Genomic DNA, 22,118 nt, shown 5'->3' with positions numbered 1-22,118 from the left:
ACTCGCAGCTAACCCACTGTTTCTTGTTGACCCAAGGTCGGATCCCTGCCGACGCCGCGCGGAATAAACGACACTACCCAGGCGGTCAGCGACGTGACCCCGACCAGCAGACCGCGCACCAGCGGCGGCGCGTAGTCCGCCATGCGTACATACCCCCGGAAGCCCAGCGCCAGCACGTCGCGCAGACTTTCGATCGGCCGGTCTTCAGGGAACCCGTCCTGCCACAGCGCCCAGGTATCGGCGCGGGCGAAGGTGCACTGAATGAAATCGATGTGTTCCCGGGTGGAGAGGTCGATCAGGCGCACCCCCACCTTGTTGCCGAAGGCGCGCGTCACCACGCAGGGGAAGCTGTACTCCTGCTGGCCGCGCTTGAGCAGCAGCGAGACTTTGTCGCCGTCTTTCAACGCGTTTTCCACCCGCATCTCAATGCCCACGCCACCGTCGGAGTAATCGCGCAGCGTGCAGGGATACAGATGGCCGTCGGCGCGCGCGATCGCCGCCGGCATGGCGATTTCCACGCGATGCGCCTGACGCACCTGCTTGGCCTCCACCGCTACCGCCACCGCGCCGCCGAGAATCGTCATGTTGTACAGCACCCACACCAGGCTGATGATCACCGTCATCACCTCGTCCGTCGGGCCATAGGCCAACCGCCAGACGCCGAATGCCAGCCCGGCCAGGTTCAGGATCACCAGGAACATGTAAGGCCGGGTGATCACCCAGTCGACGTGCTCCTCCTCCACCAGCCCGCCCTTGGCGGTGACGTTGAATTTGCCCTTGTGCGGATTGAACAGCGCCACCGTCGTCGGCCGCGCGATATACCAGGCCAGCACGGTTTCATAGATTTCGCTCCAGAACGAATGGCGGTATTTCCCCTGGATACGCGAGTTGGTCAGGCTGGCGTGGATCATGTGCGGCAGCACATAAAGCGCGATCGCCAGCGCCGGTGCGAAGATGATGTAGGCGTGCAGCAGCAAAAACGCCAGCGGCGCGGTGAGGAAGATCAGTCGCGGAATGCCCGACAGGAAGTGCAGCATGGCGTTGGCGTAGCATAGGCGCTGCGCCAGTTTCAGCCCCTTGCCCAGCAGCGGGTTGTCCAGCCGGAAGATCTGCACCATGCCGCGCGCCCAACGAATGCGCTGGCCGATGTGCGCCGACAGGCTCTCGGTCGCCAGCCCAGCGGCCTGCGGAATGCGAATATAGGCCGAGGTGTGCCCGCGCCGGTGCAGGCGCAGCGAGGTGTGGGCGTCTTCGGTGACGGTTTCCACCGCGATGCCGCCGATCTCGTCCAGCGCGCTGCGGCGCAGAATGGCGCAAGAGCCGCAGAAGAAGGTGGCGTCCCACATGTCGTTGCCGTCCTGCACCAGCCCGTAGAACAAGGTGCCCTCGTTGGGCGTCTGTCGGAAGCGGCCGAGGTTGCGTTCGAACGGATCCGGCGAGAAGAAGTGGTGCGGGGTTTGCAGCATCGCCAGCTTTTTGTCTTTGAAGAACCAGCCCATGGTCAGTTGGAGGAAGGAGCGCGTCGGCACGTGGTCGCAGTCGAAGATCGCCACGAACTCGCCGGTGGCCTGCTTCAGCGCATTGTTGATGTTGCCGGCCTTGGCGTGTTCGTGGGTCGGCCTGGCGATGTATTTCACCCCCACTTCGTCAGCGAACGCCCGGAATTCAGGGCGGTTGCCGTCGTCGAGGATATAGATGTTCACCTTCTCTTTCGGCCAGTCGATGCCTAGCGCCGCGTAGATGGTGGGCTTCACCACCCCGAGATCTTCGTTGTAAGTCGGCACCATCAGATCGATGGTCGGCCAGGTGGCGCTATCGGCGGGCAGCGGCACCGGCTGGCGGTTAAGCGGCCAGACGGTCTGGAAATAGCCCAGCACCAACACCACCCAGGCGTAGGTTTCCGCCACCAGCAGCAACAGGCCGCAGACCAGGCTGAGCGGGTCGTCCCAGTTCAGCGTGGCGGTATAGCGCCACCACAAGTAGCGACAGGATACAGTCAGCGACAGCACGATCAGCATCAACCCCGGCAAGCGCCCCGGCACCCGGCGCACCACCATCGCGATCCCCCACAGCAGCAGAACGAACACGAACTGCGCCGGCAGATCGAACGGCTGCGAGATGCACAGCATGGCGAGGATCGCCGCCAGCACGCTGACCAGGATAAACAGCGCGCGCCGCATACCGCGGCTCATGCGGCCGAGGCGCTCCACCGAGCGCTGCTCCACGCCGGCGTTCTTCAGCCGTTGCGGCAGGCCTTGCAGCCCGTCGGCGTAGCGCTGCTGCAGCCGCCGCCAACCAGCAAAATAGTCGCGCTGCACCGGCGCGCGGCCGCTGCGAAACAGCAGTAGCCACAGCCCCTGCAGCAGATAACGCAGCGCATCCGCCGGGCGCGGGCGATCGGCGGACAGATGCGGGAACCAATAAGCGCGGCCGGCGCGCACGCGCTGCCAGGCCGGCGATTCGAAGCGCAGCAGCAGCCAGCCCAACGCCACCAGCAGCGTGGCGAAAAAGGCGGTCAGCGCCGACGCGCCGTTGCGCCGATAGCCGCGGTAGCGCGTCTGCACCGCCTGACGCACCGGCGGCACCAGCAGCAGGCTCAGCACCCGGCTCATGGCGCAACGCCCCGTTTGAGGTTGATCAGGCACCAGTTGGCCAGCGTCAGCACTTCATCCGCCGCCAGGCTCTCGGGGCGGTACTCGCCCAACGGCTGTTTGACCGCCAGCGCTTCCGCCAACGCTTCGTCGCGGTGGATCACCACCGGCAGCAGACCGCTCAGGGTTTGCAGCCACAGCTGATGCAGATCCTGCTGCAGCTGGCTGGCGGAGGAGTAGTGATTGACCAGGAAACGGCAGTCGTTCGGCAGCGTCTGCTGATGGAGCCGTACCTGGCAGTTGGCGTCGGGGTTCAACAGCACGAACACGCTGTCGGCAAGCTGCAGCGCCTGCTGCGCCAGAACGCCGTCCCCGACCGGGACATCCAGCAGGATCCAGCGCTGCGGATCGCCGGCGATCAGTTGGCGCACGTTGTCGCGCCAGCGTTCCGGCTGCTCCCGACACTGACTCTGCACTTCCAGCCGTTCCAGCGCATTCAGGCGGCCAAAGGGCAGAAAGTCGAGGTTTTCACAATAACGCAGCGCCCCTTCCTGCCAGCGCCCGCCGTCCCGCTCTGCGCGGGCCCAGCCGCGCGCCAGCTCGAACGGCGTGTTGAAATGCAGGCGCAGCAGATTGTCCGACGTGAAATCGATCGCCAACACCGACTCGCCCAGCTGCTGCAACGCCCAGGCGAGCGCCGCCGTGACCGACGTCGTCCCCATTCCACCCCGCAACCCTTGCAGCGCGATCACCGGCATAGATCAGTGGCTCCCCGTGGTCTGCGCCAATTCGGCCAACAGTGGCCAGCGCGTCATCATTTGCGTTAACCGCTCCTGCCGCGAAATATCGACATAGCTTAATTTCGGCAATGAAAAAGCCTGACTGAGCGCCTGCAGGTCATCCTGGCTCTCCCCAGGCGCCGCTGCACGAAAATGGGTGGATGCGTTATTCATTTTTCCGCCTTGGCGAAAATAGGCTATGTTAATTAACTATAGCAACGATACAAAAAGAGAGAGGCAATAAGATGATTCTCAACAAATATTGTTGTGGAGCGTCGGAGATTTGTTATTGCCAGAGCAAAAATGGCTATCTTTAAATATAAACGCCTTTAGTCGGCTTTCAACGAAAGTAGAACACATCCTATGGCGCACTCTTTTTCTCTAGGCATTCGGCAGATTTGGGAAGAGCTGTCGGTGATGCAGGCCCCCGGGCTGTATTGGATCAATATCGACAGGCAAAGCGACGCCGCGCTGCTGTGTCGCCAGGTCATCGCCGCCCAGCCGGCCACCCACAAAGTCGCCCTGATCTGCAGCGGCGATAAACCCGATCGCTTGCTGGCCGAGCTGGCTTCGCCTGCTTTGCAGAAACTGCCGCTGTATCAATTACCGGAGAAAAAAGCCGCGCTGACGCAGCTGAGCGACGATCTGATGCGCGCCCTGCGGCCGCAAAATCGCTTACTTATCCTGCTGGCCCACGCCAGCCTGTGGCAAACCTTCACCACCGAAGAGCTGCGCGAGTGGACCCGCGCCCTCGCCGCGTGGCTGCGGCGGCAGGGGTGTACGCTGTTGATCCTCAGCCACGGCGGCGGCATCAATAAGCTCAAGGGGCAGCTCAGCGCGCAGCATCGCATCCTGAACGGCCTGTCCAGCCTGCAATGGCAGCAGGACAGCGCGCAATACCTGGTGAACTGGTGGAGCACCGAAAACGGCATCAACGCCAATCAGCTGCTGACGCTGTACGCCGCAGAAGGCGGTTGGCAGGGCGAGGATGAAAATAGCCAACCCTCCCCCACCGCCTTGCGCAGCGACGAAGGCCTGTATCTGGCCGAGCGCAGCATCCTGGAAGGCGCGCCGCCGCTGTCCGCCAACTGGCAGCTGCTGGAGAACAACGACGAACTGGCGCAGCACGGCATGTTGAGGCTCTCGGCGACGTTGATTTTCGCGTTGTACCAAAGCGACCAAATCGATCACCTGGCGCACCAGATCCACACCCTGCGCCGCAGCCGCGGTAGTGGCCTGAAAATCGCGGTGCGCGAGATGAGCGCCAGCCTGCGCTACAGCGACGAACGCCTGCTGCTGGCCTGCGGCGCCAACCTTATCGTGCCGCACGTTGCGCCGCTGTCGCGTTTTCTGACCATGCTCGAGGGCATTCAGGGGCAGCGCTTCTCACGCCATGTGCCCGCCGACATCGATGCGCTGCTGGCCGGCTTGCGCCCGCTGCAGCTCAAAGGCTATATGCGGCCGGAACCGTTCAGTCAGGCGGTGCTGTCGCTGATGGGCAACACGCTGCTGCCCGAGGACGGCAAAGGGGTGATGGTGGCGCTGCGGCCGGCCACCGGCCTGCGCGCCGAACAGGCGATGACCCTGTGCCACCTGCGGCGTTTCGGCGACGTGATGACCGTGGTGCAGGGGCGGCTGGTGCTGTTCCTCTCCACCTGCCGCATCAACGATTTGGATACCGCGCTGAAGTTCATTTTCCGCCTGCCGGTGGACGAAGCCTTCAGCAACCGGGTGGTATGGCACCAGGACGTCGATATCATTTCGGAAATCAAACGCATGGCCCAGGGCCGCTGGCAGATTTCGGCCACCGGCACCGCCGGCGCCACGCCGCGCCCCAGCGTGAAAGCGGCCGAGGTGCCCGCAGAACGGCGGCAGCCGGTCGCCCTCACGCTGCCGCTCGGCCCGCAGGAGACCCCGCATGCTGAACCTTAACGACATCGTGCAACTGATCCTGCTGTGCGCGCTGATCTTCATTCCGCTGGGCTACGCCTTTCACCGGCGTTTTCCGCATTTGCGTCAATACTGGCAAAACCTGTTGTTATCGCCGCGCTATTTGAAATCCGCCGGTTTATGGGTGCGCACAGGCTCCTCATCTCAGATTAAACGTAAGAAGCAGCCATGAATCCAAACTCGAAGACGCAACCCGATAACGCTCTGTGGCGCTACTGGCGTGGGCTGGGCGGTTGGAACCTCTATTTTCTGGCCAAATTCGGCCTGCTGTGGTTCGGCTACCTGAACTTCCACGCGCTGCCGAACCTGGTGTTCATGGCGTTTCTGCTGATGCCGATCCCGTCGCAGCGCCTGCACCGCTGGCGTCACTACCTCGCTATCCCGATCGGCATCGCGCTGTTCTACCACGACACCTGGCTGCCGGGCATCAACAGCATTCTCAGCCAGGGTTCGCAGCTGGCCGGCTTCAGCGCCCAATATCTGCTGGAGCTGATCAACCGCTTTATCAACTGGCAGATGGTCGGCGCCGCCTTCGTGCTGCTTATCGCCTACCTGTTCGTCGCGCAGTGGGTGCGCGTCACGGTGTTCACCGTGGCGGCGCTGGTGTGGCTCAATATCGTCAACATCGCCGGGCCGGCGGTCTCACTGCTGCCCGCCCCCTCCACGGCCTCAGCCGGCGGCGCCAATACGCCGGCCACGTCGGCGCCGGCGGCGGGAGACGCTGCGCCGGCAGACAGCCTGCCGCCGACCAGCGCCAACCTGACGGCCTACCTGAATCAGTTCTACGAGCGGGAAAAAGGTCGCGCTACCGCGTTCCCGGCCACCTTGCCCGCCGACGCCCAGCCGTTCGATCTGCTGGTGATCAACATCTGTTCGCTGGCCTGGGCCGATATGGACGCGGTCAACCTGCAGAATCACCCGCTGTGGTCGAAAATGGACATCATGTTCGACAGCTTCAACTCGGCCACCGCCTACAGCGGCCCGGCGGCCATCCGTTTGCTGCGCGCCAGCTGCGGCCAGCTTTCGCATCACGATCTGTATCAGCCGGTGAACCAGCAGTGTTACCTGTTCGACAACCTGGCGAAGCTCGGCTTCAAGGAACAGCTGATGCTCGATCACTCCGGGGTATTCGGCAACTTCCTGAAAGAACTGCGTGAACAGGGCGACATGCAGGCGCCGCTGATGTCGCAGGCCGGCGTCGGCAACGAGCTGACGTCGTTCGACGGCGAGCCGATTTATAACGATCTCGAATTGCTGACCCGCTGGCTGGATCAGCAGCAAAAAGGCGGTGACGGCCGCACAGCCACCTTCTTCAACATCATTCCGCTGCACGACGGCAATCGCTTCGTCGGTTCCAACAAAAGCGCCGACTATCAGCCGCGCGCCCAGAAGCTGTTCGATCAGCTGAACACCTTCCTCGAGCAACTGGAGAAATCCGGCCGCAAAGTGGTGGTGGTGATCGTGCCGGAACACGGTGCGGCGTTGGTAGGCGACAAGATGCAGATGTCTGGCCTGCGCGATATTCCCAGCCCGAACATCACCCATACGCCGGTCGGCATCAAACTGGTGGGCATGAAGGCGCCGCATCAGGGCAGCCCGCTGCAGATCAAAACGCCGAGCAGCTATCTGGCGCTGTCTGAACTGGTGTCGCGCCTGGTGGACGGCAAGGTCTTCAGCGAATCCAGCGTCGACTGGCAGGCGCTGACCCAGGGGCTGCCGCAGACCCCGGTCATCTCCGAAAACGACAACGCCATCGTGATGCAGTATCAGGGCAAGCCCTACATTCGCCTGAATGGCGGCGACTGGGTGCCTTATCCGCAATAAACGCGGCCTCATCCACCCAAAGCACGCCGGCGGCGTGCTTTTTTATTGGGCTACTTATAATAAAACAGTGAAGCCGCTCGACCGATAGAATGTTATTAACAACAAGCCGTTAAATTCTATTATTCGATTATTATTCTCATGCGAAGATTCTTAAAAAAATAACATTTATCAGGATTTAATTAGGGAATTAATTAAAACAACGGACTATGGCGCCCTCTACTTATTAACCCTTTGATTGAATAATAAAAAACGCCGGCGTGAAGCCGGCGTGAATTTAAGCGGTGACGTTCGGCGCCTTACGCCCCCGGATGTTCGTCCTGATCGACCGCAAAGCAGGCCACCATCTGCTCGCCGTACTGTTTCAGCTGCGGCTGCAGCTGCACGCAGGTGCCGAAGGCGCGGCGGCAGCGGGCGTTGAACGCACAGCCCGGCGGCGGGTTCATCGGGCTGGGCAGTTCGCCGGTCAGCTTGATACGCTCGCGGCGCATATCCGGGTTCAATCGCGGCGTTGCCGACAGCAGTGCCTGAGTGTACGGATGGCGCGGATTGTTGAAGATCGCCTCTTTGCTGCCCTTTTCCACACAGCGGCCGAGGTACATCACCATCACCTCGTCGGCGATGTGCTCCACCACCGACAGATCGTGCGAGATGAACACATAGGACAGCCCCAGCTCCTGCTGCAGATCCATCATCAGGTTCAGCACCTGAGCGCGCACCGACACGTCCAGCGCCGACACCGGCTCATCGGCGATCACCACGTCCGGGTTCAGCATCAGCCCGCGGGCGATGGCGATACGCTGACGCTGGCCGCCGGAAAACATGTGCGGGTAGCGGTCGTAATGCTCGGTCTTCAGGCCGACCTTCGCCATCATCTCCAGCGCTTTTTCCCGCCGTTCGGCGGCGCTGAGCGAGGTATTGATCAACAGCGGCTCCTCGAGGATCTGCCCGACCTTCTTGCGCGGGTTGAGCGATCCGTAAGGATTCTGGAACACGATTTGGATCTTCTGGCGGCGCAGTTTCTCGGCCGAGACGTCCGGCTTCAGCAGATCTTGCCCCTGATAGTACAGCTCGCCGCCGGTCGGCACTTCGATCATCGTCAGCAGACGGCCGAGCGTCGATTTGCCACAGCCCGACTCGCCGACCACCGCCAGCGTTTTGCCACGCTCCAGGGTGAAGGAGACGCCGTCCAGCGCCTTGACCAGCCGCTCCGGCGCGAACAGGCCCTTTTTCACCGGGTAATGCTTCTTCAGGTCAATCGCCTGCAGTAAAGGTTGATTCTGGCTCATACGGTCGGCCTCCCCGCATCATCCAGCGGTGTGTGACATTTAACCTGACGGCCGGGAATGCTGCGCAGTTCCGGCTCCTCGTTGCGGCAGCGCTCGTTGGCGTAGGGACAACGCGGGTTGAGCAGGCAGCCGGTCGGGCGATCGTATTTGCCCGGCACCACGCCCGGCAGCGAAGCCAGCCGCGCCTTGTCGGCGGCGAACTCCGGCAGCGCGCGCAGCAGCGCCTGGGTGTACGGGTGGCGCGGCGCGCGGAAAATCTCCGCCGCCTTGCCGGATTCCACCACCTGGCCGGCGTACATCACGATGATGTGGTGTGCGGCTTCCGCCACCAGCGCCAGATCGTGAGTGATCAGCAACAGCGCCATGTTTTCACGCTGCTGCAGGTCCAGCAGCAGTTCGATGATCTGCGCCTGGATGGTCACGTCGAGCGCGGTCGTCGGCTCATCGGCGATCAACAGCTTCGGCCGACAGGCGATGGCCATGGCGATCATCACGCGCTGGCTCATGCCGCCGGAAAGCTGGTGCGGGTACACGTCCAGCCGCGAGGCCGGATCGGGAATGCCCACCTGGGTCAGCAGGTCGATAGCGCGCTGGCGGCGAGTGCGGCGGTTGCCGCCCTGATGCACCTTCAGCGCCTCCATGATCTGGTAACCGACGGTATAGCACGGGTTCAGGCTGGTCATCGGATCCTGGAAGATCATCGCCACTTCGGAGCCCACCAGCTGGCGGCGCTCTTTTTCGGAGATCTTGCGCAGATCCTGGCCGTTGAACTCCAGTTTGTCGGCCATCACCTTGCCAGGGAAATCGATCAGGCCCATGATCGCCAGCGAGCTGACGGATTTGCCGGAGCCGGATTCACCGACAATGCCGACCACCTGACCTTGCTCCACGCTGTAACTGATACGGTCTACCGCGCGGAACGGGGTGCCTTCGTCACCGAAGTGCACCGAAAGCTTGTCTACATTCAATAACGCCATCTCTCTCGTCCTCTGTTACTGCTTGAGTTTGGGGTCGAGAGCGTCACGCAAACCGTCCCCCATCAGGTTGAATGCCAGCACCGTCAGCAGGATCGCCACGCCGGGGAAGGTCACCACCCACCAGGCGCTTTGCGCGAACTGCAGCACGTCGGAGAGCATGGTGCCCCACTCCGGCGTCGGCGGCTGCGCGCCCATGCCCAGAAAGCCGAGAGCGGCCATGTCCAGAATGGCGTTCGAGAAACCGAGAGAAGCCTGCACGATCAAAGGCGCCAGGCAGTTAGGCAGAATATTGACGAACATCTGGCGCAGCGCGCCGGCACCCGCCACCCGCGAAGCGGTGACGTAGTCGCGGTTCACCTCCACCAGCACCGCTGCGCGCGTCAGACGCACATAGTGCGGCAGGGCGACGAAGGTCAGCGCCAGCGAGGCGTTGACGATCGACGGCCCGAACACCGCCACCAGCACCAGCGCCAACAGCAGGCTCGGCAGGGCCAGCATGATGTCGACGACGCGCATGATAATCGCGTCCACCACGCCGCCGAAGTAACCGGCCAGCAGGCCGAATATCACGCCCATGATCAGCGACAGCACCACCACCAGGCAGCCGACCAGCAGCGACAGGCGCGCACCGTACATCAGGCGCGACAGCACGTCGCGGCCCACGTCGTCGGTGCCGAGAAGATATTGCCAGCTGCCGCCCTCTTGCCACACCGGAGGCTTGAGCAGCGCGTCGCGGAACTGGTCCGCCGGCGCATGCGGCGCCAGCACCCCGGCGCCGAGCGCGATCACCAGCATCAGAACGATATACACCAGGCCGACCACGGCCCCTTTATTGCGCTTGAAATAGTGCCAGAACTCCTGAAACGGGGTCATCGGCTTCGGCGCACCTTTAACTGCAGACTCAGTGATTTGAGACATGAGAGCGCCCCTTATTTCTTGTGGCGAATACGCGGGTTGACCACGCCGTAGAGCACGTCTACCAGCAGGTTAACCAGAATGATCATACAGGCGACCAGCAACACCCCGCCCTGCACCACCGGGTAATCGCGGCGCTGCAGCGCGTCGATCAGCCAGCGGCCCAGTCCCGGCCAGGAGAAGATGGTTTCGGTCAGAATGGCGCCGGCCAGCATGGTGCCGACCTGCAGCCCGATCACCGTCACTACCGGCAGCAGCGCGTTGCGCAGCGCGTGAACGACGATCACCCGCATGCGGCTCACGCCCTTGGCGCGGGCGGTGCGGATGTAGTCTTCACCCAACACCTCCAGCATCGAGGAGCGGGTCATGCGCACGATCACCGCCAGCGGAATGGTGCCCAGTACGATGGCCGGCAGGATCATGTGCATCACCGCGTCGATAAAGTCGCCCGGCTCGCCCCAGATCAGGGTGTCTATCAGCATAAAGCCGGTCAGCGGCTGGCTGTCGTCGAGGAATACCGTGTCGCTGATGCGCCCCGACACCGGCGTCAGGTTAAGCTGCACCGACACCAGCATGATCAGCATCATGCCCCACCAGAAAATCGGCATCGAATAGCCGGTCAGCGAGATGCCCACCGCGGTATGATCGAAGACCGAGCCGCGTTTGACCGCCGCCAGCACTCCGACCGGGATGCCTACCAGCACCGCGAAAAGCATCGCGCAGAAGCCCAGCTCCAGCGTGGCCTGAAAGCGCGGAACGAACTCGCTCCAGACGGAGATGCGGCTTTTGAGTGAGGTGCCCAGATCGCCGTGCAGCACGTTGGACACATAGGAGAAATATTGTTGATAGAGCGGCTTGTCCAGCCCCATTTCCGCCATCAGCTGCGCGTGGCGCTCGGCGGAGATACCGCGTTCCCCGGCCATGATGGTCACCGGATCGCCGGGGATCATATGGACGAATGCAAAAGTCAGCAATGTAATGCCGATAAACGTTGGGATAACTAACCCCAAACGTCGGAGTATGAACTGCAACATATCCCGAACTCTCTGTATCAATGCCCGGCAGCTCATCGTCCGCCAGGCTTATTAACGCTCACATGCCTTTGAACGATTCGACGGCCATACGCCGGAGACTGGTCAGCAGGGGCGCAAACCTGTTGCGCCCCTGCAAGTCCATTCGTGCGTCTCCGGTAAAGCGGTCGAAATCAGTCTACAGAGACATTCTCGAAGTGATGCTTACCGAGCGGATCCACGACGTAGCCTTTCACTTCCTTACGTACAGGCTCGTACACGGTGGAGTGTGCGACAATCAGAGCCGGAGCCTGATCGTGCATCACCACCTGCGCCTGCTTGTACAGTTCGATACGCTTGTCGTGGTTGGATTCGGCGCGCGCCGGTTGAATCAGATCTTCAAACGGCTTGTAGCACCAGCGGGAGTAGTTGGAGCCGTCTTTCGCCGCCGCGCAGCTGAACAGCGTGGCGAAGAAGTTATCCGGATCCCCGTTGTCGCCGGTCCAGCCCATCATCACCGTCTGGTGCTCGCCCGCTTTGGCGCGCTTGAGGTATTCACCCCACTCATAGGTCACGATTTTGGCTTTCACGCCGATCTTGGCCCAGTCGGCCTGGATCATTTCCGCCATGCGGCGCGCGTTCGGGTTGTATGGGCGCTGTACCGGCATCGCCCACAGGTCGATGCTGAAACCGTCGGCCATGCCCGCTTCTTTCAGCAGTGCTTTCGCCTTGACCGGATCGTAAGCGTAATCCTGCACCGCGTCGTTATAGCCCCACATGGTCGGCGGGATCAGGTTCTTGGCCGCCTGGCCCGCGCCCTGATAAACCGCGTCGATGATCGCCTGCTTGTTGACCGCCATGGTCAACGCCTGGCGCACCTTCAGGTTATCCAGCGGCTTTTTCTCGACGTTGAACGACAGGTAACCCACGTTCAGGCCCGGCTGTTCCATCAGGTTGATGGACTTGTCTTGCTTCATGCGGGCGATATCGGCCGGGTTCGGGTACGGCATCACCTGGCATTCATTTTTCTGCAGTTTGGCGTAGCGCACGGAGGCGTCAGGCGTGATGGAGAACACCAGGCGATCGATCTTCGGCTTGGTGCCCCAGAAACCGTCGAATGCCTTGTACAGGATCTTGGAGTCTTTCTGGTATTGCAGCAGCTGGAACGGGCCGGTGCCGATCGGGTTCAGGTCGACTTTCTCCGGCGTGCCGGCTTTCATCATCACGTCGGCGTATTCGGCGGACAGGATGGACGCGAAGTCCATACCCAGGTCAGCCAGGAACGGCGCCTCCGGGCGGTTCAGCACGAAGCGCACGGTGTTGTCGTCCACTTTTTCAATCTTGGCGATCAGCTTAGGCATGTCCATGCCTTCAAAGTATTCGTAGCTGCCGCCGGACACTTTGTGGTAAGCGTTGTTCGCATCCAACTGGCGCTCAAAGGAGAACACCACGTCGTCGGCGTTGAAATCGCGCGTCGGTTTGAAGTCTTTGTTGCTCTGCCACTTCACGCCTTTGCGCAGGTGGAAGGTGTAGGTTTTGCCGTCTTCGCTGACGTCCCACTTCTCAGCCAGGCCCGGCTGCAGTTCGGTGGTGCCGATTTTGAATTCGACCAGGCGGTTGTAGATCGGTACCGAGCTGGCGTCATAGGTGGTGCCGGAGGTAAACAGCTGCGGGTTGAACCCTTCCGGGGAACCTTCAGAACAGTAAACCAACGTCTTGGCCTGTACGCTGGCCGCTACGGTCAACGCGATCAGCCCAATACCGAATTTCAGAATCCCCGATTTACCCAAGGAACGTGTCATCGTTAGTGCTCCATTGTGTGATGTGATGTGTGTAATTGCCGCCAGACCTGTATTTTTTATTGCGTGGCCTGTGCGATCGGCGCCCGAAGGCAGAAGGCGTACGAGGAGAGAATGCCGGATGGAACGCATCGCGGCGGGGACGTCTGAGCGCGTGGAATTCACTCAAACAACTCTCGCTCTTACCCCTGAGGCTATCAAGTTGCCAACTGTTTGGGGTGTCGTCAATATAACCAGTGGGGATTTACGCAGACTGTGAGAAACAGCAAACAAACATAAAAAAAACCTTTTGTTAACAGTTACAGCATGAAAATTTATGCTAAGCGGTCATTTTTAGCGCATTGGTCTGACCCTCACAAACTTACTGGTTTTTAACTCCGTTAAAAAACGCCAAAACTTTGTTGCTGAATGATGAATATCTGAACGGTTATTTTTGTGATCGCCGTTAAAGACAGGAGGAAATGCTGAGGGATTACCCAAAAGGGTGAGTCCGATGAGCGCGTTTTGCGCCGGGCAGGCCCACAATCTGTGCGGCGTAAAAAAACTTTCGGCGGCGAAAAAGCCGGGGGCGAAAGGATATCCCCCGGCAACGCACTGCAACCGATTATTGAACGCCGGCGCTGTTACCCAGGCTGGCGTTCATGCTGTTGAGAATATCGCCGTTGTCCGCGTCGATCTCCCAGGAGAACAGGCCGCCCAACTGCTTATCCAACACGTACTTGCCTTTGGCCTGCACAGAGCGGGCATCGTCGAAGGTGATCAGATCGCCGGTGGACGGTTTGAACACGTAAGGCGCTTCCGCCGTGGCGTCGTAGGTGTACTGCCACTCGCCGCTCATGAACTGGCTGGCGATTTGGCGGTAGTCCACGATGCCGTTCTCCCAGGTGCCTTTAACCGGCCCGGTGGCGGTGCCGGTGAACGGAATATTGTTCTGGTAGCCGTTCACCCCGGTCCAGCCGCGGCCATACATGGCGGTGCCGACGACGATCTTGCCCGGCTTGACGCCCTGCGTCAGCAGCGCATTCACGCCGTTCACCGTGGTGTAGGCGGTGTCCGGTTTCCAGGCCGGCGCATTCAGCGCGGTCTGATGCCCCAGGTTCTTCAGATCGAAGGCGCCATAGAAGTCGTAGCTCATCAGGAAGATGTGATCCATCGAGTTCTGCGCGACGTTGTAAGCCACCTTATCGATCTTGTCCTTACCGGCGCTGATGGCGGAGGTCAGCTCATACTTGCGGCCGGTTTCCGCCGACAGCTGATCCAGCATCGCCCGCAGCTCCTTCATCAACAGCACATAGGTTTCCCCGTCCTGTGGGCTGCCCAGGTTCGGGTTGGCGCCGTTGCCGCCCGGGAACTCCCAGTCGATATCCACGCCATCGAAGAACTTCCAGGTCTGCAGGAACTCTTTCACCGAACCGACGAAGCGATCGCGCTTCACCTTGTCGCCCATGAAGAAGAACGGGTCGGACAGCGTCCAGCCGCCGATCGACGGCAGGATTTTCAGGTCAGGATGCGCCTGCTTCAGCGCCATCAGCTGGCCGAAGTTGCCCTTGTAGGGGTCATCCCAGGCGGTCACGCCCTTCTGCGCTTTTTGCAGCGCGGCGAACGGATCGTGGATCGAGACTTTGAAGTCCTCGCGGCCCTGGCAGGAGCGCTGCAATGCCTGGAAGCTGCCTTCGATCTCTTTCAGGCTGTCGTTGATGCCGTTGCCGCCGCAGATCGGGATAAAGCCGTACAGCAGGTGGGTCAGGTTTTGCGCCGGGATCTTGTCGACGGTGAAATTGCGCCCGTAAACGCCCCACTCGACGAAATAAGAACCGACCACTTTGCCGGAGTTCTGTTTATACGGTTTATTCTTTTCCAGCAGCGGCTCTTTCAACGGCGCCAAATGGCTGCCGTCGGTGTCGGCCACCACAATTTCGGTGGCGTCGCTGGCGGTGCAGCCGTCGGCATTGCACAGTGCCACCTGCATTTGATAACGGCCGCCTTTATTGACTTTAAAATTCGCCGTACCGGAAGAACCGGTTGAAGGACCACTCCACGCCTCTTTGCCATTTAATAAAATTTTTGCCGTCGTGCCGGTGTCGCCATTCCATAAATTCCAGGAGACCGAAACGTCGGCGGCATTTTTTACCTTCACCAGATTATTATAAGCGGTGGCCGCCTGATCGACTTCGACGATGGCGAACTTGGTGTTGCCCCAAGCGATGGTCGGCTTGCCCGGCGCAGCGGCCTGCGCCGCGGAACACAGCGTGCTGCCGATCAACAGCGCCAACAGCGGTTTATTAAATTTGCGCATAACTGATTCCTTTATTCCGAGAGGATAAACATAAAAGAGTTAATCGACGCCACGCATTGCCGGAGCGAAATGATTCCGCAATAATCCACGAAGATTAACATTAATAAATAGTCACGGTATTTTCCACGCGGCGGGAATAACATATCCCGCGTTGTCCATTCAGACTATAGGTAAAAAAACGTGAAAACAAGAGCGCTATCAACCGGGTTTTATTCGGCAAGCATGAATTTATTTAAATATGAGAAAAAGAACCTAATGGGAATAAGGAGTGTGAATTAATTAAGCGTAAAGGATAAATATATTTCACGAGGACGGTGGATTGACGCGCGCCACAAAGCGAGGCCGGCAATGTCGGAGGAGGTGCTCATCCTCATAAACGACGGACGAAAAAAAACCTGCTTTAAAAGCAGGTTTTTCGAATGGTGGTCGGCGAGAGAGGATTACGCGCATCGTTGATGCGCGCCCTGCGGGCCGTTGCCAAAGCAACGTTGTCTCGCTTCGCGAGGCTCGAACCTCCTGCGGAGGTACTCATCCTCATAAACGACAGGCGAAAAAAAACCTGCTTTAAAAGCAGGTTTTTCGAATGGTGGTCGGCGAGAGAGGATTACGCGCATCGTTGATGCGCGCCCTGCGGGCCGTTGCCAAAGCAACGTTGTCTCGCTTCGCGAGGCTCGAACCTCCTGCGGAGGTACTCATCCTCATAAACGACAGGCGAAAAAAAACCTGCTTTAAAAGCAGGTTTTTCGAATGGTGGTCGGCGAGAGAGGATTACGCGCATCGTTGATGCGCGCCCTGCGGGCCGTTGCCAAAGCAACGTTGTCTCGCTTCGCGAGGCTCGAACCTCCTGCGGAGGTACTCATCCTCATAAACGACAGGCGAAAAAAAACCTGCTTTAAAAGCAGGTTTTTCGAATGGTGGTCGGCGAGAGAGGATTCGAACCTCCGACCCACTGGTCCCAAACCAGTTGCGCTACCAAGCTGCGCTACTCGCCGATGCGGGGCGCATCTTACTGCTGGCGGTTATAGGCGTCAATCACTTTTTTGCCCCTGCATTTCAAGTGGTGATAAAAGCGCCATAATGCGCTGCGCCGGGGGCTGCGCAGCGTATTTTACTCAGGCGTTGGCCGGTTTCAGCGCCGGCGTCTGCGCACGCAGGAACGGCAGCAGGAACAGCGCCGACAGGCAGGCGGCGATGGAAATCACCACGAAGAAACCGTTCCAGTGCCAGATCTCCATCACCCGCGCAATCGGGTAGCCGGACAGCGCCGCGCCCAGGTAGGCGAACAGGCCGACGAAACCGGTCGCCGCGCCCGCCGCATCCTTGTGCGAGCACTCCGCCGCCGCCATGCCGATCAGCATCTGCGGGCCGAAGATGAAGAAACCGATGGCGAAGAAGCAGCAGGCCTGCAGCAGGTAGGTCACGCCCGGCATCAGCCACAGCGCCGCCACCGACAGGAAGATACCGATGGCGAAGATCAGGTTCATCGGGCCACGGTTGCCGCGGAACAGTTTGTCGGAGCCCCAACCGGCCACCAGCGAACCGATAAAACCGCCCACTTCAAACAGCGAAATGGCCGAGTTGGCGGTCATCAGCGAATAGCCCTTTTCCTGCGTCAGGTAGAGGTTGCCCCAGTCGTTGATCGCGGTGCGCACGATGTACACCAGCACGTAAGAGACCGCCAGCAGCCAGATGTACTTGTTGGTCAGCACGTAGCGTTTGATGATCTCGCGGTTGCTCAGCCCCTGGCCTTCCGATTCCTGCACCAGCTCCATGGCGTCGTTGCGCCATTTGCCGACGCTCGGCAGCCCCAGGGTGGATGGCTTGTCGCGCAGGCGCCAGCACATCAGCAGCCCCAACACCACGCCGATGATGCCGGGAATGATCATGCCGTAACGCCAGCTGAAGTGCAGCGAGATAAAGCCCACCAGCAGCGGGATCAGCGCGCCGCCGACGTTGTGCGAGGTGTTCCAGATCGCCCACCAGCCGCCACGCTCGGAGCGCGAATACCAACTGGTGAGGATTTTGGAGCACGGCGGCCAGCCCCAGCCCTGGAAGAAGGCGTTGAGGATCCACAGCGTGCCCAGCATCAGCAGCGACGAGCTGAGGCCGAAGAAGATATTCAGCACCCCGGTCATGATCAGGCCCAGCCCCATAAAGTAACGCGGATTGGAGCGATCGCTGATCATGCCGGAAATGAATTTCGAGCAGCCGTAGGTGATGTAGAACAACGTGCCGAGGATGCCGACGTCGGACATCGTCAGGCCCAGATCGCTCAGCATCGCCGGCATGATGAAGTTGAAGCTTTTGCGCGTGAAGTAAAACGCGGCGTAGCCGATGTACATGGTGCACATCAGCTGGATGCGCCAATATTTGTAGCTGGCGTCGATCTGCCGTTGATCGGTGACCTGCGGCGCGTCCGAGCGGCTTTTAAGGAAAGACCACATGTGGAACCTCAGAGGATTGAATAAAGTGCCGCTATGATGCTCCTCGCGCGCGCGGGCGGCTTACGCCGGATTCCCGACGCGGTTAGGAGTTTTTCCTAGTTTTGCGCTTGCGCCGGTGAAACTGTGGGCAAGATCACACTCAAACAGGCGCCCCGTTCAGCGGTGAACCGCAGGCTGCCGCCGAGGGCGCTGATGCGCTCCTGCATGCCGCGCAGGCCATACCCCGGCTGATGGTTTTCCGCCTCGAAGCCCACGCCGTTGTCGCGGATGGTCAGGGCGATCAGCGGCGCGGCGCCTTTGCGCGGCTGCAGGCGCGCGTCCAGCTCCAGGCGGCTGGCGCCGGCGTGGCGGCACACATTGGTCACCCCCTCCTGGCACACCCGGTACAGCGTGATTTTCAACGTTTCATCCAGCAGCTCGTCCGGCACCTGCCATTGCAGGCTGCTCACCAGCGATGCGTCCTGCGGCAGCGACTCCCGCAGCATCGCCGCCACCGCCGCCGACAGCGGCAGGTTGTTCAGCGCCGCCGGCCACAGCTGGGTGAGCACGTCGTGCACCCCGTCGTAGACCCGCAGCGCCAACGCATCGATGGTGTCGGCGCAGCCGATCACCGCCGGTTCCGGCGCCAGGCGCTTGACGATGCTGGCCTGGGTGCGGATCACGGTGATGGTCTGCCCCACTTCATCGTGCAGCTCGCGCGCCACCTCGCGCCGGGTTTGCTCCTCCGCCGTCACCAGCGCCCGCGCCAGCTGCCGATTCTCCGCCAGCCGCAGCCGCAGCTGTTGATTCAGTTCGCGCTGGCGCTGAATGCCGGCGCCCAGCAGCAGCCCGGTCAGGCTTTGGGCCAGCAGCGACAACAGCAGATCGCGGTGCGACTCCGGCTGCGGCGGCTCGTTGACCATCAGCGCCACGCCGTTGAGCAGCGTCGCCAACAGCGCGCCCTGCCAGCCGTAGCGGTAAGACATGAACACGATAGGAATGGCCAGGCAGAACGGCGCGAAACGCCGCAGCTCGGCGGCGTTCACCTGTTGCTGCAGCCAGATGCTGAACGCAAACAGCAGCAGATAGCTGGCCAGGTGGCCCAAACGCAGCTCCACCGGCTTGTGGATCAGCCCCGGTTCCAGCGGCACCCAGATTTGGCGCGCCAGATAGTGCCACAACAGCAGGCAGGTCGGCGCGATGGTGAAACCGCCGGTCAGGCCGAGCAGCAGGGCGCGGGCGCCTTCGCCGCTCACCAGCTGCCATACCAACGCCTGCAGCAAGGCGGCGGCGGCGACCACCGCGCCCTGCAACAGCGGCCAACGCCATTCGCTGTCGCTCTGTTGATGGCACAACAGCCACGGCGAGGCCAGCAGGCTGAGCAGCACCGTCAACACCAGCACCGCCACCGACGCCCACAGCGCCGGGCCGTAACCGAACTGATCCGCCAGCAGCGCCATCAGCAGCAGATCGGCCAGCAGGATCCCCGGCCAAAAACGGTACGGGCTCTGCAGCAAAATGCCCATGCGCAGGCCGAACGGGAACAGCAGCAGCGCCTGCCAGGGCGGGTCGATCAGCGCGGTGCCGATGCCCCACAGGCAAAACGCGCTGGCGGCGTAGATGAAAAACAGCGCCAGCTGGGTGATCAGGCGCTGCGTCACAGGTTCAGCATCCGTCTGGCCAGCTCGACGTTGTTGTTGATGCCCAGCTTGGCGAACAGATTGGCACGGTGCACATGCACCGTCTTCGGCGACAGCCCCAAGGCGGCGGCGATCTCGCGCACCTCCTGGCCCTGCGCCAGCAATAGCGCGATCTCGCGCTCGCGGCGGGTCAACGGATCGACCCTCACCCGCGCCAGCTGCTGCGCGATTTCCGGCATCAGGTAGACGCCGCCGCCCGCGACGGTGCGCACCGCGGTGATCAGATCTTCCGGCTTGCAGCGCTTGGAGAGGAAGCCGCTGGCACCGCGATCCAGCGCCATTTCCACCAGCGCCGGGTTATCGTGCATCGACAGCATCACCACGCGGATGCCGGAGGGAATGTCCGCCAGCAGATCCAGCCCGCTGCCGTCCGGCATCGAAATGTCGCAGATGCAGATTTCCGCCTCCAGCCCCGGCAGGCCGGCGCGCGCCTGCGCTGCGCTGCTGAACTCGCCCACCACCTGAATATCGGCCTCCAGCGACAGCAGCTGCACAAAGCCCGAACGCACAATGTCATGATCGTCGATAAACGCCACGCGCAGGGTCATGGAAATCTCCGGTTAGAAGGGGAAGTGCGCAAGTATACCGTATGCACACACCGGAATAATTGATGAAGAGAATGTATTGGGTGAAATTACCGGGTGCGCAAGGCAGGCACCCGGCGGGAGAGGTTACAGGCGGGCAGGCGCCGTTTTATCCTGCGGCAGATGGCACCAGTTGTTTTTATCCACGATGCCACCATCGGGAGACGTGTAGCCGAGACAGCCGAGGATAGTGTCAAACAGCTCGACGTGGCGATGCGTTTTGCCGATGCGTTGCTGCGCCTGCAGTTGCTCAAAGGCGCTGAGGTGCTGCGGGTTCTCGAGGAACTTGTCCGACGCCCATACGATCATCGGCACGCGGAACTGCTCCGGCGGCGCCATTTCGCGCGGCGTACCATGCAGGTGCGTGTTCTCGCCGATCGATTCGCCGTGATCGGCGGCATAGAACACGATCGCCTTCTTGTCGCGCACCTGGTCGATCACATTACTGATAAAGCTGTCGGTATACAGCACCGTATTGTCGAACGCATTAATCAGCTGCGCCTTGGTGCAGGAATCATCCACCCCCATACACTCCGGCTGATAGCGCGCATAGCTGCGCGGATAACGCTGCGAGTACAGGTAGTGCGAGCCTTTGGTATGCAGGATCACCAGGTGCTTGCCCTTCGGATAGCGCGCCAGCGACTCCTTCATTTCATCCACCAACAGCATATCGTCGACCGCCTTGCCGTCGTTGCGCTTCTCGGACGCGATCATCTCGCGGAACGAATAGTTGTTCACCTCGGTGTTGTTGTAGAACCACACCTCGCTCTGCATGGCGAACAGCTCGGAAGAGAAGCCCAGATCCTTCAGCACCGCGAACACGTTCTGCTCTTTCAACGTGCGCTGCGGATTATCTTCGGTGCCGCCTTCGCGCACGAACATACAGCGCAGCGACAGCTTGGTGGCGGTGTCGCACGACTCGCCGCGAAACGCCACCAGATTCTTCTCTTTAGACAGCCGCGGCGTAGTATCGCGCTCATAGCCCAGCATGCCCATATGATCCCAGCGCGTGGTCTCGCCGATGATGAACACCACGTAGGTATCGTCGATATCCGCCGGCGGTACGTAAGTGAAGTGTTTGCCCGGATCGAACATCGTGCTCTGGTCCTGACTTTCGTCATAACGGGTGTAGGCAAACAGCCCCAGCGCCGACAGCCAGTTGGACGGCAGATACGAGTGCGCCACCACGCCGCCGTAGCTCGGCAGATCGACGTTGGAGAGCTTCTCTTGCACGCTTTGCTCGTCGTCCAGCATGCGCAGCGGCAGCCAGACCAGTGCCACCACCGCCAGCAAGACCAGCAGCGGCTTGATGCGATGACCAGGGGTTTTCAGCTGTTCGATCAGGGTGTAACGCAGGCCGTTTTTCCAGATCAGCAGCAGCGGCAAGGCGCTGAGCGCCACCATCCACAGCACGAAATGCAGACCAACCACCTCTTTCGACAGATCGATGTCGGTGGTCATCACCGACACCACGATGCCGTAACCGATCACCACGTTGAAAAACGTCATGTAGTAGCTGGCGGCAACCGAAATCAACACCAGCAGCGAGGCGACGATGCGATAAAACAGCCGGCCGCCGAGCGATACCAGCCGCATGATGAAGAACGTAAACAGGACGATAGCGATGACTTCCGTCACCGCCGAAATAAGCTTAATGCCCTGAATGCCGTGCGCCAGCGAATCAAAACGGCGATAGAAAACGGACAGGTTTAGAAATATGCCGATATAGATCGCTAACAATAACGATAAATTCTGCTGTGATAGCGATTTAACTTTGTTCATGTAACGCGGTGGCTCCGGGGACGGTGTAGCGGTTCTGACTCAGTCAGACACTGATTGCGGCTTCTGGTTCAGCCAACCGGCAATAAGCGTTATTTTGCGGGTAATAATCAAGAGAATTCTCACAAAACGGACAAAATTTACCGTTTTTTTGAGCGATTTTCAGGCAGGGCACGCAAGAAAATGGAGGGATAAACCCTCCATT

16 protein-coding genes, 1 tRNA gene and 3 other RNA genes are annotated in these 22,118 nt (G+C 60.7%); 3 read left to right on the top strand and 17 right to left on the bottom strand.

What is annotated here, in order from left to right; all coding sequences use genetic code 11:
• Positions 1-8: 8 nt before the first annotated feature.
• Genes bcsA through bcsR form a run of 3 tightly spaced genes read right to left on the bottom strand, consistent with a single transcriptional unit; the run spans position 9 to position 3,544 of the window.
• Positions 9-2,612: a UDP-forming cellulose synthase catalytic subunit gene (gene bcsA / locus ACYF6X_RS00600; protein ID WP_130017543.1), complete on the bottom strand. Its 2,604-nt coding sequence runs from the start codon at positions 2,610-2,612 to the stop codon at positions 9-11.
• Complete coding sequence (bcsQ, locus tag ACYF6X_RS00595) at positions 2,609-3,349, bottom strand: cellulose biosynthesis protein BcsQ (RefSeq protein ID WP_063989102.1); 741 nt, start codon at positions 3,347-3,349, stop codon at positions 2,609-2,611. The genes bcsA and bcsQ overlap by 4 nt, the downstream gene beginning before the upstream one ends.
• 3 nt (positions 3,350-3,352) lie before the next feature.
• Entirely contained in the window at positions 3,353-3,544 is a 192-nt protein-coding gene (gene bcsR, locus ACYF6X_RS00590; RefSeq protein ID WP_063989103.1) for a cellulose biosynthesis protein BcsR, read from the bottom strand.
• A gap of 189 nt (positions 3,545-3,733) precedes the next feature.
• Between bcsR and bcsE the strand changes: the two genes are divergently transcribed.
• The 3 genes from bcsE to bcsG are packed head-to-tail and all read left to right on the top strand — an operon-like array spanning position 3,734 to position 7,144.
• Positions 3,734-5,302: a cellulose biosynthesis protein BcsE gene (gene bcsE / locus ACYF6X_RS00585; RefSeq protein WP_063989104.1), complete on the top strand. Its 1,569-nt coding sequence runs from the start codon at positions 3,734-3,736 to the stop codon at positions 5,300-5,302.
• Positions 5,289-5,492 (top strand): cellulose biosynthesis protein BcsF, encoded by a 204-nt coding sequence (bcsF, locus tag ACYF6X_RS00580; RefSeq protein ID WP_004934139.1) that lies wholly within the window; start codon positions 5,289-5,291, stop codon positions 5,490-5,492. The genes bcsE and bcsF overlap by 14 nt, the downstream gene beginning before the upstream one ends.
• Positions 5,489-7,144: a cellulose biosynthesis protein BcsG gene (gene bcsG, locus ACYF6X_RS00575; RefSeq protein ID WP_063989105.1), complete on the top strand. Its 1,656-nt coding sequence runs from the start codon at positions 5,489-5,491 to the stop codon at positions 7,142-7,144. Before bcsF ends, bcsG begins: the two co-directional genes overlap by 4 nt.
• Positions 7,145-7,440: 296 nt before the next feature.
• On the opposite strand, the gene dppF is transcribed toward bcsG, so the two are convergent.
• The 14 genes from dppF to eptB form a co-directional block, all read right to left on the bottom strand.
• Entirely contained in the window at positions 7,441-8,430 is a 990-nt protein-coding gene (gene dppF / locus ACYF6X_RS00570) for a dipeptide ABC transporter ATP-binding subunit DppF (RefSeq protein WP_015376237.1), read from the bottom strand.
• The gene (gene dppD / locus ACYF6X_RS00565; protein ID WP_004934132.1) at positions 8,427-9,407 is read right to left on the bottom strand and encodes a dipeptide ABC transporter ATP-binding protein; all 981 of its coding nucleotides are present in this window, start codon (positions 9,405-9,407) and stop codon (positions 8,427-8,429) included. The genes dppF and dppD overlap by 4 nt, the downstream gene beginning before the upstream one ends.
• 15 nt (positions 9,408-9,422) lie before the next feature.
• A complete protein-coding gene (dppC, locus tag ACYF6X_RS00560) occupies positions 9,423-10,325 on the bottom strand; it encodes a dipeptide ABC transporter permease DppC (protein ID WP_063989106.1) in 903 nt (300 codons plus the stop codon).
• A gap of 11 nt (positions 10,326-10,336) precedes the next feature.
• A complete protein-coding gene (gene dppB / locus ACYF6X_RS00555; protein WP_038630050.1) occupies positions 10,337-11,356 on the bottom strand; it encodes a dipeptide ABC transporter permease DppB in 1,020 nt (339 codons plus the stop codon).
• A gap of 170 nt (positions 11,357-11,526) precedes the next feature.
• Entirely contained in the window at positions 11,527-13,134 is a 1,608-nt protein-coding gene (dppA, locus tag ACYF6X_RS00550) for a dipeptide ABC transporter periplasmic-binding protein DppA (RefSeq protein WP_063989107.1), read from the bottom strand.
• A gap of 601 nt (positions 13,135-13,735) precedes the next feature.
• On the bottom strand, positions 13,736-15,427 hold the full coding sequence (chiA, locus tag ACYF6X_RS00545; protein ID WP_063989108.1) for a chitinase ChiA: 1,692 nt from the start codon (positions 15,425-15,427) through the stop codon (positions 13,736-13,738).
• Between the two features lie 423 nt (positions 15,428-15,850).
• Positions 15,851-15,979: non-coding RNA, RtT sRNA (locus ACYF6X_RS00540), on the bottom strand.
• Positions 15,980-16,014: 35 nt separating this feature from the next.
• Positions 16,015-16,143: non-coding RNA, RtT sRNA (locus ACYF6X_RS00535), on the bottom strand.
• 35 nt (positions 16,144-16,178) lie between these two features.
• Positions 16,179-16,307, bottom strand: a non-coding RNA gene (locus ACYF6X_RS00530) — RtT sRNA.
• Between the two features lie 35 nt (positions 16,308-16,342).
• Positions 16,343-16,419: transfer RNA gene (locus ACYF6X_RS00525), tRNA-Pro, on the bottom strand.
• A gap of 120 nt (positions 16,420-16,539) precedes the next feature.
• The gene (gene uhpC / locus ACYF6X_RS00520) at positions 16,540-17,871 is read right to left on the bottom strand and encodes an MFS transporter (protein ID WP_107227505.1); all 1,332 of its coding nucleotides are present in this window, start codon (positions 17,869-17,871) and stop codon (positions 16,540-16,542) included.
• Between the two features lie 95 nt (positions 17,872-17,966).
• Positions 17,967-19,511: a signal transduction histidine-protein kinase/phosphatase UhpB gene (uhpB, locus tag ACYF6X_RS00515; RefSeq protein WP_130018476.1), complete on the bottom strand. Its 1,545-nt coding sequence runs from the start codon at positions 19,509-19,511 to the stop codon at positions 17,967-17,969.
• Complete coding sequence (gene uhpA, locus ACYF6X_RS00510; RefSeq protein ID WP_038875895.1) at positions 19,508-20,098, bottom strand: transcriptional regulator UhpA; 591 nt, start codon at positions 20,096-20,098, stop codon at positions 19,508-19,510. Before uhpA ends, uhpB begins: the two co-directional genes overlap by 4 nt.
• Before the next feature lie 123 nt (positions 20,099-20,221).
• Entirely contained in the window at positions 20,222-21,916 is a 1,695-nt protein-coding gene (gene eptB, locus ACYF6X_RS00505; protein WP_063989111.1) for a kdo(2)-lipid A phosphoethanolamine 7''-transferase, read from the bottom strand.
• Positions 21,917-22,118 lie beyond the last annotated feature (202 nt).

It is taken from the genome of Serratia sp. ID 25-353 (assembly GCF_054792795.1).
This window is presented reverse-complemented; position numbering and strand designations above follow the sequence as displayed.